This window comes from Streptomyces sp. CC224B, from assembly GCF_030010595.1.
GTDB lineage: Bacteria > Actinomycetota > Actinomycetes > Streptomycetales > Streptomycetaceae > Streptomyces > Streptomyces longispororuber.
In genome coordinates this window covers 1-15,738 of the sequence record NZ_JASCXL010000005.1, presented here as the reverse complement: position 1 = coordinate 15,738, position 15,738 = coordinate 1, and the positions used below count along the sequence as shown (strand labels likewise).

The 15,738-nt window shown below is 73.5% G+C and carries 10 protein-coding genes and 1 pseudogene; 3 read left to right on the top strand and 8 right to left on the bottom strand.

Annotated features, from left to right (window positions below; translation table 11 throughout):
• Window positions 1-74 precede the first annotated feature (74 nt).
• The 6 genes from QK440_RS03430 to QK440_RS03405 form a co-directional block, all read right to left on the bottom strand.
• On the bottom strand, window positions 75-1,865 hold the full coding sequence (locus tag QK440_RS03430; protein WP_282791422.1) for an ABC transporter ATP-binding protein: 1,791 nt from the start codon (window positions 1,863-1,865) through the stop codon (window positions 75-77).
• An 8-nt stretch (window positions 1,866-1,873) separates the two neighbouring features.
• Window positions 1,874-2,932: an iron-siderophore ABC transporter substrate-binding protein gene (locus QK440_RS03425; RefSeq protein ID WP_282791421.1), complete on the bottom strand. Its 1,059-nt coding sequence runs from the start codon at window positions 2,930-2,932 to the stop codon at window positions 1,874-1,876.
• Window positions 2,933-3,193: 261 nt separating this feature from the next.
• The gene (locus QK440_RS03420; protein ID WP_282791420.1) at window positions 3,194-4,033 is read right to left on the bottom strand and encodes an ABC transporter ATP-binding protein; all 840 of its coding nucleotides are present in this window, start codon (window positions 4,031-4,033) and stop codon (window positions 3,194-3,196) included.
• Window positions 4,034-4,078: 45 nt separating this feature from the next.
• Window positions 4,079-5,140: an iron chelate uptake ABC transporter family permease subunit gene (locus tag QK440_RS03415; RefSeq protein WP_282791419.1), complete on the bottom strand. Its 1,062-nt coding sequence runs from the start codon at window positions 5,138-5,140 to the stop codon at window positions 4,079-4,081.
• A gap of 14 nt (window positions 5,141-5,154) precedes the next feature.
• Complete coding sequence (locus QK440_RS03410; protein ID WP_282791523.1) at window positions 5,155-6,213, bottom strand: iron ABC transporter permease; 1,059 nt, start codon at window positions 6,211-6,213, stop codon at window positions 5,155-5,157.
• Window positions 6,214-6,312: 99 nt separating this feature from the next.
• A complete protein-coding gene (locus QK440_RS03405; RefSeq protein WP_282791418.1) occupies window positions 6,313-7,668 on the bottom strand; it encodes a lysine N(6)-hydroxylase/L-ornithine N(5)-oxygenase family protein in 1,356 nt (451 codons plus the stop codon).
• Between the two features lie 292 nt (window positions 7,669-7,960).
• Between QK440_RS03405 and QK440_RS03400 the strand changes: the two genes are divergently transcribed.
• Window positions 7,961-8,908, top strand: coding sequence for a methionyl-tRNA formyltransferase (locus QK440_RS03400; protein WP_282791417.1), 948 nt, complete (start codon window positions 7,961-7,963; stop codon window positions 8,906-8,908).
• A gap of 88 nt (window positions 8,909-8,996) precedes the next feature.
• Here the strand turns inward: QK440_RS03400 and QK440_RS03395 are convergent, their stop codons facing one another.
• Window positions 8,997-9,656 carry a hypothetical protein gene (locus QK440_RS03395; RefSeq protein ID WP_282791416.1) on the bottom strand — a complete coding sequence of 220 codons (660 nt, stop codon included), beginning with the start codon at window positions 9,654-9,656 and terminating at the stop codon, window positions 8,997-8,999.
• 85 nt (window positions 9,657-9,741) lie between these two features.
• On the opposite strand from QK440_RS03395, the gene QK440_RS03390 reads away from it, so the two are divergent.
• On the top strand, window positions 9,742-11,352 hold the full coding sequence (locus QK440_RS03390) for an amidohydrolase (RefSeq protein ID WP_282791415.1): 1,611 nt from the start codon (window positions 9,742-9,744) through the stop codon (window positions 11,350-11,352).
• Window positions 11,353-11,636: 284 nt separating this feature from the next.
• Window positions 11,637-12,422: an ATP-binding cassette domain-containing protein gene (locus QK440_RS03385; RefSeq protein ID WP_282791522.1), complete on the top strand. Its 786-nt coding sequence runs from the start codon at window positions 11,637-11,639 to the stop codon at window positions 12,420-12,422.
• A gap of 66 nt (window positions 12,423-12,488) precedes the next feature.
• On the opposite strand, the pseudogene QK440_RS03380 reads toward QK440_RS03385, so the two are convergent.
• Window positions 12,489-15,665: pseudogene (locus QK440_RS03380) on the bottom strand (SAV_2336 N-terminal domain-related protein); the annotation flags it as partial.
• Window positions 15,666-15,738: the final 73 nt, after the last annotated feature.

Genomic DNA, 15,738 nt, shown 5'->3' with positions numbered 1-15,738 from the left:
CAGCGTTCATCGAAGACTCAGCGTTTCCTTCCAAGCAATGAACGTGGCCCCCACCCCCTTGGGATGGGGCCCACCTAACTACCTTCTCGCCACGCCTGCCACAGCCGTGCGTAGCGGCCGCCGAGGGCCACCAGCTCGTCGTGCGTGCCCTGTTCCACGACGCGTCCCGCGTCCAGTACGGCGATGCTGTCGGCCGTCATCGCCTGGGTCAGGCGGTGCGCCACGAACAGCGTGGTCCGGCCCGCGCACGCGGCGAGCACGGCCCGCTCCAGCTCGGCGGCGCCCTCGCTGCCCGCCTCTGCGGTCGACTCGTCGAGTACGACCACCGGTGCGCGGCCGAGGACGAGGCGGGCCAGGGCGATGTGGGTGACCTTGGTGACGTCCAGGCGTTCGCCGCCCTCGCCGACGAGGGTGTCGAGGCCCTCGGGCAGCGCCTCGACCCACCCGGCGGCGCCGACCGTGCGCAGCGCGTCCATGAGCGCGGCGTCGGTCGCCTCCGGCGCGGCGAGCCGCAGGTCGTCGGCGAGCGTGCCGGAGAACACGTGGGTCTCCTGGGTGAGGATGCTCACCAGGGACCGGGCCGCGGCCTCGTCCACGTCGGCGAGGTCGGTCGGGCCGATGCGCACCGACCCGGCCTGCGGGGTGCCGATGCCCGCGATCAGCGCGGCCAGCGTCGTCTTGCCCGCGCCCGTGGCGCCCACGAGGGCGAGCGAGCCGCCGGCCGGGATCGTCAGGTCGACGTCGCGCAGGACGGGCCGGGTGGTGCCGGGGTAGCTGTAGGTCAGCCCCCGCACCGTGACCGCCTGCGGCGCGGTGCCGGCGGCGGTGACGGACGCGTCGCCGACGAGCCGGTCCTCGGCCTCCTCCCCCATCACGCCGACGAGGCGGGTCAGGCTCGCGCCGGACTTCTGCGCCTCGTCGAAGGTGAACATGATGGCGCCGAGCGGGGTGAACAGGCGGTGGAACATCAGCGGGGCCGCCGACACCTCGCCCAGGCTGGCGGCGTCCGCCTCCAGCAGGGCGTACCCGACGACGAGGATGAGGACCAGGCCGATGAACTCGGCGCGGTTCTCCCGGCCGACGAAGCGGCCGAAGAACCGGAAGACCTCGATGCCGTAGTTGCGCACCCGCCACGACTCGCTGGTGACCTTCTCGCGGAAGGTGTCCTCGAGCCGGTACGCCCGTACGGTGTCGATGCCGTTCAGGCCGCTGATCAGCGCCTGCGCGCGGTCGGCCTGCGCGACGCGCTGCTTGCGGTAGAGCGGGGCGGAGCGGGGCAGGTACCAGCGCAGGGCGAGCGCGTACGCGGGCAGCGCGCCGGCGCCCGCGAGGCCGAGCCGCCAGTCGAGGCCGAACATGCCGACCGTGGCGATGAAGACCAGGACGCCCGCCGAGAACACCGTGGGGATGGCCGTGCGGATGCCCTTGGACAGCACGGCCACGTCGTCGCCGACCCGGGACAGCACGTCGCCGCGGCCCACCTGTTCGACCCGGGTGCTCGGCATGCCGAGCACCGCGCGGACCGCGGCCTCGCGCAGCCGCGCGAGCAGGTCGGCGCCGAGGCGTCCGATCAGGTACGTGGAGGCCGCGGTGGCCACCGCGCCGAGCAGCGCGGCGGCCCCCATCAGCACTCCGACGGTGACGAGGACCGAGCGGGACTCGCCCTCGACCACGGCGTCGACCACGCGGCCGAGCAGCAGCACGGGCAGCACCTGGAGCGCCGCCCCGGCCACCGTGGTGAGCACGGTGGCCGCGGTCAGCCACGGCACCTCGCGGCAGTGCGCCGTGACCCACCGGGTGGCCTCGCGTCCGGTCGCCGTGCGCAGCGCCGCCGCCGGGGCGGCGCGCATGTCAGTAGTGCTCACACCCGGCCCTAGTCGACCGACTTGACGAGCTCGTCGATCGCGTACGGCAGGGACAGCAGCGTGCTCTGGGACATCGCGGCGCCGACCGCCGGGCCCTCGCTGTCCAGCAGGTACGAGACCTTGCCCTTCTTGACGGCCTTGAGGTTGGCGAAGAGCTTGAAGTTCTTCAGGGACTTCTGGTCGGCCTTGTCGTTGACGACGAAGACGCGGTCGACGTCGACGAGGTCGATGCGCTCGGGCGAGAGCGTGGTGGAGAAGTTGCCGTCCGCGACCTTGTCGATCTTCGTCTGGTACTTGTAGCCGATGCCGGTCGTCAGACGGCCGCGCACGTCGGTGGAGGTGAACGGCGCGACGGAGTCCTTGTACCAGGACAGGACGACGGCGGTCTCCTTGCCGAACTGCGGGTGGGCCTTCTTGGCCGCGGCGAGCTTGGCGTCGATGCCCTTCACGAGCTGGGCGCCCTTGTCGGCCTGGCCGAGGGCCTTGGCGATGTGGAGCGCGTTGTCCTGCCAGGGGGCGCTGAACGGCTCCTTCTCGGTCTTGGTGCGGCCCACGGTGGGGGCGATCTTGGAGAGCTTGTCGTAGGCGGCCTTGTCGATCTCGGAGTAGACCGCGATGATCAGGTCCGGCCGGAGGGCGGCGATCTTCTCGTAGTTGGGGCCGGAGTCACCGTTCTTCATGATGACCTGGGGCTTGGTGTCACCCCACTTGTCCTTCACCCAGGGCCACTGGGTGTTGATGTCGGGGGACTTGCCGGCCGGGTTCGGGTACTGGTCGGTCATGCCGACCGGCTTGACGCCGAACGCCAGGACCGCCTGGTCGTCGGTGTAGCCGACGGTGACGACCCGCTTGGGGGCCTCGTCGACCTTCGTGGTCCCGAACGCGTGCTCCACGGTGACCGGGAACTTGCCGGCGGCGGCCGGGGCCGCGTTGTCGCCCTTGTCGCCCTTGTCGTCGTCCTTGTCGGAGCCGCATCCGGCGAGGAGGCCGACGCCCAGGGCCGTGGCGGTCAAGACTGCCGCCAACCGCCGCCGGGGCCTCGTACGCGTCGTTCCGTGGAGGTGCATCCCAAATCCCTTGCCTTCTCGCTGCCTGATGCGCCCCTGTCAGGGCAGGCAAACCTTATCGTGCAGTTGTGAGGTTAGCCTAGCCTAACTTTCAACTGGGCTCGGCTGGACCTCGGTCGGGCCGGATCCGCGTCGAACGGAGCCGTGCCGAAGGGGGCTTCGGGCGTGAGGTGCCCGAAGTCCGGTGTTCGTGGGCCGGTGTGGTTGGCCGGTGGCCGTTGGCCGGTGTCCGTTGGCCGGTGCCGGGGAGAAGAAGCCCGCTCAGCCGAGCTGGACGTGCGTACGGCCGATCGGGACGATCAGCGGGCGGTCGCCCACCGGGTCGTCGACCACCTTCGCGCGCAGGCCGAACGCCTCCTCCAGGAGGTCGGCGGTGATGACGTCCCGCGGGTGCCCCTGGGCGAGGACCGCCCCGTCCTTCATCACGACGAGGTGGTCGCTGTAGCGCGTCGCCAGGTTGAGGTCGTGCAGCACCATGACCACGGTGCGCCCCGACTCGTGCAGGTCGTCGACCAGGTCCAGGACGTCGACGGCGTGCGCCAGGTCCAGATAGGTGGTGGGCTCGTCGAGCAGGAGCAGGTCGGTGCCCTGGGCGAGGGTCATCGAGATCCACACGCGCTGCCGCTGCCCGCCGGACAGCGCGTCGACGGGGCGGTCGGCGAGGTCGGACACCCCGGTCATGGCCAGCGCGCGCTCCACGACGTCGACGTCGTCCGAGGACCACTGCCGCAGCCAACTCTGGTGCGGGTGGCGGCCCCTTGCGACCAGGTCGGCCACCGTCAGGCCCTCCGGCGCGACCGGCGCCTGCGGCAGCAGGCCGAGCTTCTTCGCCACGTCCTTGGTCTTGAGCTTGACGATGTCCTGGCCGTCCAGCACCACGGCGCCCTTGGCGGGCTTGAGCAGCCGCGACAGGGTGCGCAACAGGGTGGACTTGCCGCAGCCGTTGGGGCCGATGATCGTGGTGATCACCCCGGGCGGTATCGCCACGTCGAGATCGTCGATGACCATGCTGCCGCCGTACCCGACGCTGACACCCTTGGCCGCGAGGCGCGCGGAGTCGACGGCCTCGGACCCGGTCTCGGTGACGTACTGAGCGACCACAAGCCCCCCTCAATCCAATTTAGGCATGCCTCACCTTTGTATCAGTTATTTGAGGTTGGCCCGCACCAGGAGGTACACCAGGAAGGGTCCGCCGATGGCGGCGGTGACCACGCCGACCGGCAGGGTGACGGGCAGCGCCGTGCGCGCCACCAGGTCCGCGCCGATCAGCAGCAGCGCGCCCGTCATGCCGGAGGCCAGCAGCGGCGGCGTCGGGTACCGCGCGAGGCGCATCGCGACCTGCGGCGCCACCAGGGCGACGAACGGCACCGGGCCGGCGGCGCTCACGCCTACGGCGGCCAGCAGCACGGCGCACAGCAGCAGGGCCGCGCGCACCCACTGGTAGCGCACGCCGAGGCCCGCGGCGACGTCGTCGCCGAGGTGCAGCGGCTTGAACTGGAATGCCACGCAGCCCACGACGACCATGAGGACGACCGTGCACCAGAGCGCGATCCGGACCTCGTCCCAGGACCGGTCCTGGAGCGAGCCGACCAGCCACGCCTGGGCCCGGGCCACGTCCTTGATGTCGGCCTTGACGAGCAGCCAGGTGGTGAGGGCCTCCATCACGGCGCTCACCGAGATGCCGATGAGGATGAGCCGGAAGCCGTCGATCCCCCGCCGCCAGGCCAGGAAGTAGACCAGGAGTCCGGTGCCGAGGCCGCCCGCGAGCGCCGCCGCGGACAGGCCGACGGAGCTGACGACCGCCGCCGCGGCTCCCCCGGAGACCGTGACCAGGAACACCGCGACCACGCTGGCGCCCGACGTGATGCCCAGGATGTCCGGGCTGGCCAGGGGGTTGCGCGCGACGGACTGGGTGATCGCCCCGGAGACGCCGAGCGCGAAGCCCACGACGAGCCCCGCCATGGCGCGCGGCATCCGCAGGTCCATGATGATGAACTCGTCGACCGACTCGCCGTGCCCGAAGAGGGTGGCGACCACCTGGGACAGGCCGATGGGGAAGTCCCCGACGCTGATGGACAGGCAGAACAGCAGGAACGTCACCGCCGCCAGGACCAGCGTGACGAGGGCGAGCCAGGGCCGCCACACGAACGACACGCCGCCGAGCCGGACGCCCGGCGCCACCGATGCCTTCACTTCTGTCCCGTTCATGGGCTCCTGGACCTTCATGCGTTCTTGAACTTCCCGCGCCACACCAGGACCGCGAAGAACGGGGCGCCGAGCAGGGCGACGACGACCCCCGTGTCCAGCTCGCCCGGCCGTACGACCAGCCGTCCCACGATGTCGCAGACCAGCAGGACGACGGCGCCGAGCAGCCCCGCGTACGGCACCAGCCAGCGGTAGTCGGGCCCGGTCAGGTACCGGGCGACGTGGGCGACCATGAGGCCGAGGAAGGCGATGGGGCCGCAGGCCACCGTCGCCCCGCCCGCGAGCAGGGTGATGGCGGCGATGCCGACCGTCCGGCTCAGGGCGATGTTCAGGCCCAGGCCGCGCGCGACGTCGTCGCCCAGGTTGAGCAGGTTGATGGCGGGCAGCGTGATCGCCGCGAGCACGAGGCCGACGGCGATGAACGCGGTCACCGGCCAGATGATGTCGAAGCCCACGCCGGCCACCGAGCCCGCGTTCCAGAACCGCAGCGCGTTCAGCGACTCCCGGTCGGACATCGCGATGGCCGTGGTCATCGCGACCAGGAACACGGTGATGCCCTGTCCCGCCAGGGCGAGCGTCAAGGGGTTGCCCGCTCCCCTGCCGATGCTGGCGAGGCCGAACACGACGGCGCCCGCGACGGCCGCCCCCAGGAAGGCGAACCAGACGTACTGGAACGGGTTGGAGAGGCCGAACAGGGCGATCGCCGACACCACGGCGAAGGAGGCGCCGGCGTTCACCCCGAGCAGCCCGGTGTCGGCGATCGGGTTGCGTGTGTAGCCCTGGATCAGCGCGCCGCCGACCCCGAGGGCGATGCCCGCCACGATGCCGAGCACGGTCCGGGGCACCCGGACGGTCTGCACGATGAGGCGGATCTCGTTGAGCCGCCGGTCGGCGTCCGGCTCCGCGAACAGGCCGTGCCACACGTCCCCGGGGCTCAGCGAGCGCGCGCCGACGGCCAGCGACAGCGCGCTCACGAGCACGAGGACCACCGCGAGCGCGCCCAACCCCACCACCCGCCGCCGGCGGGCCTCCGACGAGCCCCGGGGCACGGGGCGCTCCACTGCAGTCATGGCCATGTCGACGTACGTCATCCCTTTGATCCAGCGGGGAGTTCTGCCCGGTGGGGCGGCTCGCGCCCGGCGCAGGGGGCGCCCCGCGACTTCCGGCGCACCACCCTAGCGGGCGGCGCTCCCGGCTCCGTCGGCGGCCGTGCGGGCCCCGTGACCGGCGGACGTGAGCCCGCGCTCCAGGAGCGAGTCGAGGATCTCGCCGACCCTGACGGCGGTGTTGGACAACAGCGACGACGTGATGCCGTGCGTGTGCTCGGTGCCGCCCTGGAGGTAGATGCCGCAGCGCAGGGCGGGGTCCGTCGTGACGCGGTAGTCGCGCTCGACGCGGACGCGGCCCTGGTCGTCGCGCAGGCAGTGGTCGGCGGCCTCGCCGAGGACGGCGAAGGGGTCGGCCGGGCTGTAGCCGGTCGCGCAGACCACGACGTCCGCGTCCAGGAGGGTCTCCTCGCCGGTGACGAGGGAGGTCACGGTGGCGCGGACCGCGCCGGGGGTCTCCTCGACGCCGGTGAGGCGGGAGACGTTGACGAAGCGCAGCCGCTCGGTGCCGGTGACCTTCTCCTGGTACATCTGCCGGTACAGGGACTGGATCAGGTCGATGTCGACCACGGAGTAGTTGGTGTTGCCGTGGTAGTCCATCAGCCGGCGCTTGACGTCCTCGGGCGCGGCGAAGTACTCGTCGACCGCGGCCGGGTCGAAGATGCGGTTGGCGAAGCTGCTGTCGTCGGCGGGGCTGTAGCCGTACCGGGAGAAGACGGCGCAGACCTCGGCCCCCGGGAAGCGGCGGTGGAGGTAGGCGACGTTCTCGGCGGCGCTCTGCCCGGCGCCCACGACGACGAACCGCGAGGGCGAGGCGGCCTCCAGCTCGTCGGCCCGGGCCAGGAGTTCGGAGTTGTGCCAGACGCGGTCGCCGCGCTCCACGCCCTCCGGCATGACGGGCCGCAGACCGGTGGCGACGACGAGGTTGCGGGCCCGGTGGACCGCGAGCCCCTCGCCCGAGCGGACGGTGACGTCCAGGTGCTCTATGAGGCCGTCGCGGACGACGGGAGTGACGCCGACGACCTCATGGCCGTAGGAGACCATGTCGTCGACCTGCGCGGCGGCCCACTCGAAGTAGTCGTGGAACTCCACCCGCAGCGGGAAGAGGTTCTTGTGGTTGACGTAGTCGATGAGGCGCCCGCGGCTCTTGAGGTAGCAGAGGAAGCTGTACCGGCTCGCCGGGTTCCGCAGCGTCACGAGGTCCTTGAGGAACGACACCTGCATGGTCGCGTCGTCGATGAGCATGCCGCGGTGCCAGCCGAAGCTCGGCTGCTGCTCGAAGAAGTGCGCGGTCACCGCCTCCTCCGGACCGACGCCCGCGTTGTGCTCGCGCAGCGCGATCGCCATGGCCACGTTGGACGGCCCGAAGCCGATGCCGATGACGTCGTGGACCAGCGGTGCGTCTCCAGGAAGAACCTGCGACATGTCTCTCCTCTTCATGCGGGACGACCGCCTGTCAGGCGCGCGGAACGCGCGTACGACACGCGACGGACGAGCGAACTGCCAGGCGTACAAAACCGTTGAAAGCGGGCACGCCTCGGCGACACCCCTATCGAACTTAGGTGAGCCTAAGCTAAACTTCGGCAGGTGTCGACAGGCGCCGTCCGGGAACGATCACCAAGCTCCGCCAACCGGAGCACCGGGGGCGCCCATTGCGTCATAAGGTAAGCCTTGCTTTACTTACCGCCGATTCATTCCTGTCCTGAGGAGGAACCCCATGCGGGTCGTCATGTTCGGTTACCAGACCTGGGGGCATCGCACCCTGCAAGCCCTCCTGGACTCCGAGCACGACGTGGCTCTGGTCGTCACGCACCCCAAGAGCGAGCACGCGTACGAGAAGATCTGGAACGACTCGGTCGCCGACCTCGCCGAGGCGCACGGCGTCCCGGTGCTCATCCGCAACCGCCCCGACGACGACGAGCTGTTCGAGCGCCTCAAGGAGGCCGACCCGGACATCATCGTGGCCAACAACTGGCGGACGTGGATCCCCCCGCGCATCTTCGGCCTCCCGCGCCACGGCACGCTGAACGTGCACGACTCCCTGCTGCCGAAGTACGCGGGCTTCTCCCCGCTGATCTGGGCCCTCATCAACGGCGAGTCCGAGGTGGGCGTCACCGCCCACATGATGAACGACGAGCTGGACGCGGGCGACATCGTCCGCCAGGAGTCCGTGCCGGTCGGGCCGAAGGACACCGCCACCGACCTGTTCCACAAGACCGTCGACCTGATCGCCCCGGTCACCACGGCCGCGCTCGACGCGATCGCCTCCGGGCAGACGGGGTTCACCAAGCAGGACCGGTCCCAGGCGAGCTTCTTCCACAAGCGGTCCCTGGAGGACAGCCGCATCGACTGGACCTGGCCGGCGGCGGACCTGGAGCGCCTGGTGCGCGCCCAGTCCGAGCCGTACCCGAGCGCCTACACCTTCCACAAGGGCAAGCGCCTGGAGGTCCTGGCCGCGGTCGTGTCCGAGGGCCGGTACGGCGGCACCCCCGGCCGCATCTTCTACCGCGAGGGCGAGGGCGTGGTCATCGTCGCCGGGGCCGACGCGCGCACCGGCCGCAACCACGGCCTCGCCATCACCCGCGTCCGCACCGAGGACGGCCGGGAGCTGCCCGCCACCGAGTACTTCACGTCCATGGGCGGGTACCTGACGCAGCGCCCCTGAGGCACCGGGCCACCGGCCCCGCCGAACGCCGCCGCACGGATCCCTCCGTACGGCGGCGTCGTGGTCCCTGCCTGCGGGCCGACGGGTGCTACGCGTCCCGGCTCGACGCGCCCGGGCCGTGCGCACTCCCCCGGCCCGTGCCCGCGCCGCCGTTCATCTCGCCCTCGTCCACCCGCACCAGCCGGTACCCCCGCTCGAACCGGTGCCGCCCGCGCCGGTCCGCCTTCTTGGTGCGCGCCCGGCGCGCGGCGGCGAGCAGCGCGGCGACCTCCGGGCTCCTGCGCCGCAGCCGCAGGAAGGACTGCTCGGTCCAGCCGCCGAGCTCCGCCGCGGAAGCCTGGACGGCACCGTCCCGCACGGCCTTGAGCACGACGCGCAGCGCGGCCGGGCTCAGCCCGGCGGGGGCGGCCGCGGCGCGGGCCCGCGTCCGGTCGTGCTCGGCGAGGTCCGCCGCGGCCTCCATGGCGGCGGCGAACGAGGGGTCGCGCTCCTGCCAGTCACGCAGCATCCGCCGGGACACCCCGGCCGCCACGGCACACCCCTCAGGGCCGAGCCCGAGCGCCGCGGCCCGCAGCGCGTCCGCCCGGCGAACGGCCGTCTCCTCGCGCAGAGTTGGAGCGCCCCGCAGGGCACGCTGTAAGGAACGTTCGAGGTCTTCTTGCGCGTCGAGGCCCGCGACCACACCATCGGCCCAGGCCTCGAGCCGGTGCGCACAGCCGGTGCGCCGGTCCACCCGTCTCTCGTCCACCCCACCCTCCATCATCAACTTAGGCTAGGCTTCCCTAACGATAGCTCGTGCAGGATGAAGATTCACTCCCCGAAGGGATGGGTTCGTGCTCTGCGCCAGAATCACCAACGCCACCGTCCTCACGATGGATCCGGCCCGTCCGGTCGCACAGGAGATCGGCGTCTGGCGCGGCCGCGTCGTGGGGCTCGACTCCGACGTCGCCGACCTGCCGGCGCGCCGCGTCGTGGACCTCGACGGGGCGACCGTGCTGCCGGGCTTCATCGACAGCCACGTCCACCTCCTCTGGGCGGGCCTCACGGCGCGGGCCCCGAGCGTCGCTCCCAGCCGCCGCGCCGAGGACGTCCTCGCGGCGGTGGCGGCGGCCGTCGCGGCCCGGCCCGAGGGCGCCTGGGTGACCCTCGGCGGATACGACCAGCGCACACTGGACCGGCCGTTGACGGCCGCGGACCTGGACACGGTGAGCGCGGGCCGCAAGGTCTACCTGGGGCACCTCTCCGGGCACGCCTGCCTGGTGAACTCGGCCGTCCTGGCGGAGCTGCCGGCGCCCGCCGCGCGCCCGGACGGCTTCCTCGCGGAGGAGGCGATGGGCGCGGCCCTCGCCCTGCGCCCGCCGTACGCGCTCACCGAACTGGCCGACGCCCTCGCGGAGTCGGGGCGCGTGTGCCGCTCGGAGGGCGTGACAGGCTGCGCCGAGGCGGGCATCGGCAGCGGGCTCTTCCGCAACAGCCCCGTCGAGGCCGCGGCGTTCCAGCTCGCCCACGAGACCGGGCGGCTGCCGCTGCGCGTCCAGCTCATGGTGGCGGCCGACGCCCTGCGCCCGGTCGAGGCCGCGCCCGAGGACACCACCACGCGGGCGTTCGGGCTCGGCCTGCGCACGGGGTTCGGCGACGGCAACCTGTCGCTGGGCGCCCTGAAGGTGTTCACCGACGGCGGCATGATGGCCCGTACGGCCGCGCTCACCGCACCGTACGTGGGCAGTGACTCCACCGGACAGCTCCAGGCGGATCCGGCGGCGCTCACGGAGACCGTCGTCGAGGGCCACCGGGCGGGGTGGCAGCTCGCTGTGCACGCCATCGGGGACCGCGCCGTCGACGTCGCCCTGGACGCGCTCGACGCGGCGCAGCGCGCCAAGCCGCGCCCCGACGCCCGGCACCGCGTCGAACACGCCGGTCTGGTCCGCCCCGACCAGCTCGCCCGGTTCGCCGCGCTCGGCGTGACCGCCGTCGTCCAGCCGTCGTTCCTGCGGTACTTCGGCGACGACTACGCCGCGGTGATGGGGCCCGAGCGGGCGCCGTGGCTGTACCGGGGGCGGGGCTTCCTCGACCACGGGGTGCGGCTCGCGGGCAGCTCGGACCGGCCGGTCGCCGACGGCGCGCCGCTGCGGGCGATCCAGTTCATGGTCGAACGCGCCTCCTCCTCCGGGCAGCTCATCGGCCCCGAGGAGGCGATCGGCGTGGAGGAGGCGCTGCGCGCGTACACCGTCGACGCCGCGTACGCCTGCCGCTGGGAGGACAGCGCGGGCAGCATCAGCCCCGGCAAGCGCGCCGACCTCGTCGTCCTCGGCGACGACCCGCGGCGCGTGGACCCGGGGCGGATCGGGGACATCGAGGTCGTCCGTACGTACGTCGAGGGCGTGGCGGGCGACGACTCCGACGGCGGCGGCGCCGACGACGGCTCGGGGGACGCGGCGGGCTGACGGGGCCCCACGTCCTGGCTGGTGCGCAGCACCTCGACCGGTACCGCGCCGTCCACCGTTCGGACGGGCGACGAGAAGTGTGGCGTATGCAGCTACCGTGCCCACCACACGGCACGGAACGACACGCGCGCGACGACCCTGCACTGCACTGCACTGCATTGCACTGCACGGCACGGCGTCGCGATCGGCGGGACGAGGAGGCGCAACCGGTGGAGACCCCCGTGAACACAGCCGCGGAGGACGACGGCAGGAGCACCGCGGAGGCGGGCGGCGGCGCCCGGGCGGTGGCCGCGCTCACGGGCGTGGGCGTACGCCGCCACACCACCGACCAGGTCATCCTGGACGGCGTCGACTGGACCGTGCGCTCCGGCGAGCACTGGGCGCTGCTCGGCGCGAACGGGGCGGGCAAGACCACGGTGCTCCGGCTGCTCGGCGCGCTCATGCACCCGACCACCGGCACCGTCGAGGTGCTCGGCCACCGCCTCGGCCGCGTCGATGTGCGCGAACTGCGCGCCCGCATCGGTCTCGTGTCCTCCGCGCAGAAGGTCCCGCAGGACGCCACCGCGCACACCGTCGTGCTCACCGGGGCGACCGGCACCGTCCAGCCGCTGTGGCGGGAGTACGGCCCCGATGTCCGGCGGCGGGCGCACGAGCTGCTGGCCGAGCTGGACTGCAAGGAGCTGGCGGACCGGCCGTTCGGCGTCTGCTCGGGCGGGCAGCGGGCGCGGGTCCTCATCGCCCGCGCGCTGCTGGCGGACCCCGCGCTGCTGCTGCTCGACGAGCCGTTCAACGCCCTGGACCTGCCCTCGCGCGAGGACCTGGTCGACGCCATGGACCGGCTGGCGCGCGGCCGCCCCGGGCTGGCCACCGTCACGGTCACCCACCACCTGGAGGAGCTGGCGCCGAGCATCGGCCACGCGCTGCTGCTGCGCGACGGGCGGGTGCAGGCGCGGGGGCCGGTCGGCGAGGTGCTCACGGCCGGGCGCCTGACGGCCTGCTTCGGCCGCCCCGTCGAGGTCACCCGGCACCGGGGGCGCTGGCTGGCCCGCTCGGGGCGCGCGGTCGGCTGACGGCGCGCACTCCGCCGCCGCTCGCCACCCGGCACCCGGCACCCGGCACCCGGCACCCGGCACCCGCTACGGGAACATCGGGCGCCGGCCGAGCAGCAGCGCCGCGAGGCGCAGGTAGGCCTTGTACGCGGGCGGCGTCAGCCAGGACAGTTCGATGGTGCTGGCCATGGCGAGGTGGCCGTCGCGCGGCACGGTGACGATGCCGCGGCAGCGGGAGCGCAGCACGCGTATCCCGCCGGAGTCGAGATTCCAGCCCGCGGCCGGGCGGCTGTGGTTGAGGACGACGACGGCGTCCTCCATGAGGTCGGGGCGGTCGAGCGCGAGCAGGCGGTCCAGGGTGTGCTGCGCCTGGGTCAGCCCCGCGGGGTCGGCGCGCGAGACGATGACGATGCGGTCGGCGTCCTCCAGGGTCAGGGGTACCGGCTTGTCGGAGTCGATCAGGGTGATCCGGAAGTACGGCCGCGTGGTCCGCAGCACCTCGCGGAAGTCCTGGTCCGTGTACTGGCCCCCGGCCGACGGCCGTGTCGGCGAGTCGTTCGCGAGCACCATCAGGCCCGAGCGGTGCGGGGACAGGAACAGGCTGAGGTCCTCGAACCGGCGGACGTCGCGCAGGGCCGCGGCCAGGTCCGTCAGGCCCACGAGAGTGCTGCGGAAGACGCGGCCGCCGAGGCGCACGTGGCGGCCCGCGTGCCGGTCGGCGTCGACGGCGAGCACCCGCTCCTGGCGCTGGTCGGCGAGGACCGCGCCCAGCATCATCGTGGTCGTGGTGCAGCCGGCCCCGTCCTTGACGCCCACGACCGCGATCCGCAGCGGCTTCGCCAACGGCGCCCGGATGGTGCGGGCCCAGGCCCCGCTCTCGTCGTCCTCCGGCTCGTCGGCGGTCGCGCGCTCCGCCGCGACGGCCGGCAGGACGTCGTCCGCCGTCTCGTCCCACGGCTGCGCTCCCGGCCGCCGCGTGTCGAGGGCCTCGGCGACCTCCCGTACGGTGGGCCTGCCTTCCGGCTCGGCCGTCACGCAGCGCATCAGCAGGTCGGCGAGGTCGCCGTCGAGCCGCGCGAAGTGGGGGTCCCTGCGCAGGGCTGCGTGCTCGAAGCCGTGCCAGGGGCGGCCCGTTGCCGCGTGCAGCAGCACGGCTCCCAGGGCGTAGACATCACCGGCCGCGATCCGGGACTCGCCCCAGTACGTCACCTCGGGGGCCCGGTAGGGCGAGGCGGGCGGAGTCGTCGACACCGAGGCGCTCCACGCCCCGTCGATGCGCGCGGACGTCCAGCTGATGATGTGCAGGGTCGACTCGGTCACCAGGACCCCGCCCGGGGCCAGCGAACCGTGCACGATGCCGCGGCGGTGGCAGCGGCCCACCGCCCGCGTCAGGTGCTGGCCGAGCCACAGGAACAGCGGGGTGCCCGCCAGCGGCCCGGCCGCGTCCAGGACGGCGCGCAGGGTGGGCGCGGGCTGCCCGTCGCCGAGGGTGTCCAGGCGCAGGGCCAGCCACGGCATGGGCACGTAGCGCAGGTCGCTGGCCACGAGGGCCGGGGCGTAGACGCCGTCCATGCGGCGCAGCGCGCGGCGTTCGATGTCGAGCAGTTCCCGCCGGACCACCGGTGAGCCCGAGGAGGAGGACACGCGTAGCAGCACCCGCACCCCGTCCTCGTCCTCGCCGATGTACGCGGCGGGGGTGCTGCCGGGGCCCTCGCGGCGCAGCAGCGTGTAGGGGCCGAGGGTCTGCGGGTCCGTCAGCTCCCGCAGGGGCCGCCAGGAGGGTGCCGCCTCCAGGGCCGACGGCAGCGGCACCCGCTCCGGCTCGCCGGTGCCGCGGGGTGCGGGCGCCGCCATCGGCCGGGCGCCCAGGTGGGTCAGGAGCCGGTCCTCCAGCCAGGCGAACGGCCGGGTGCCGGGCAGCAGTTCGCTCGTGCCGGAGGGGTGCGCGAGCCAGGCGGGGAAGTCCGGGGAGCGGCCCACGAGCGCGCGCAGCCGCTCGGTGACGGTCCGGGTGGTGCGCAGCAGGTCGATCGGCGAGGCGGTGTCGAGCAGGATGTCCTGCGCGTCCCGGGTGAACCCGAACCGGCGGTGCTGGGCGGGCGAGCGCGCGTCGGCGGGTTCGACCTGCTGCATGAGGCCGCCGAGGAACACCTCGGCGAGGTGCGCGGTGTCGGCCGGCCAGGGCACCGCCGCCTGGACGAGCCGCATCACGGGCACGGTCAGCGGCGACACGGCGGCCAGGTGCGCGGCCAGGCGGTAGGCCTCGGGCGAGGCGGCGTCCCGGAACCGCAGCACGGCGGTGGAGGCGTCCGGGGCGCGGGTGTCGGCCCGGCCGCGCGGCGCCGGGGCGTGCGGGGGGACCAGCAGGGGAAGTTCGGTGCTCGCGCCGGGCGAGGCCACGAGGCGCGCCCAGGCGGCGACGGCCGGAGGGTACGGTTCGAGCACCGGCACGGGCACGTCGGTGAAGTCCTCGCCGAGGCCGGGCGGCAGCAGCGGGTCGGACACGTCCCAGGTGTCGTTGGCGGCGCCGCGGCGGCGGGTGGTGACGAGCCAGGGCTCGGAGCGGATGCCGGAGCCGCCCCACAGGTGGGCGGGCAGGGCGTGCAGGATGGCGGTCGGCCCCTGGCGCGCCCAGCGGTGCAGGGCGCCGCGCATCCGCCCGTCGCGCCAGCAGGCGCCGACGCCGTCGCTGATCACCAGGACGAGGGTGCCGCCGGAGGGGTCCACGGCCGAGGCGGGCGAGAGCAGCGGGGAGCGCGCGTCGAAGGGGCGGGAGCGCAGCAGGGGCGCGTGCCGTGAGCGGGTGTCCAGGCCGAGGACGCGGATGCCGCGGAAGGCGCCGAGGCGTTCGAGGAGGGCGCGGAGTTCGGTGGCCAGGCGCCGCCACAGGAGCATCGAGACGCCGTCGTCGATGAGCAGGACCAGGTCGAGCCAGCGCTGGCGCGCGGCCCGCGTCACGATGTCGGGCAGCCCGGTCTCGGCGAGCGCCGCGGCCGTGGCCTGCTCGTCGAACTCCCGCCGGTGCGGGTGCGGCTGGGGCTGTTTGAGCAGGCGCAGCGCCCGGCCGAAGCGCAGCTCCTCGTCGCCCAGCGCCTTCTCCTCGGGCACGCGCACCGGCAGCGCCCCGTCGTCCGCCGCGGCCGGGTCGGCCGGCCCGAGCTGGGCGAACTCCGGGGCGCTGCGGGCCGCCGCGGCCGCGTGCAGGGCGCCCAGGAGCTGGGCCGGGGGCGGAGGCGGTGCCGGGGTGCCGGGCGCGTCGGACGCGGCCGGGGACGCAGTCGACGTCGAGGAAGATCAGGAGGTCCGCTCCGGCGTCCAGGGCGCGCCGCGCCCCGGC

Bases quoted from the DNA above. Each gene is read 5' to 3' on its own strand.
- QK440_RS03425 (WP_282791421.1), bottom strand. From the start codon at position 2,932: ATGCACCTCCACGGAACGACGCGTACGAGGCCCCGGCGGCGGTTGGCG.
- QK440_RS03415 (WP_282791419.1), bottom strand. From the start codon at position 5,140: ATGAACGGGACAGAAGTGAAGGCATCGGTGGCGCCGGGCGTCCGGCTC.
- QK440_RS03410 (WP_282791523.1), bottom strand. From the start codon at position 6,213: ATGGCCATGACTGCAGTGGAGCGCCCCGTGCCCCGGGGCTCGTCGGAG.
- QK440_RS03405 (WP_282791418.1), bottom strand. From the start codon at position 7,668: ATGTCGCAGGTTCTTCCTGGAGACGCACCGCTGGTCCACGACGTCATC.
- QK440_RS03400 (WP_282791417.1), top strand. From the start codon at position 7,961: ATGCGGGTCGTCATGTTCGGTTACCAGACCTGGGGGCATCGCACCCTG.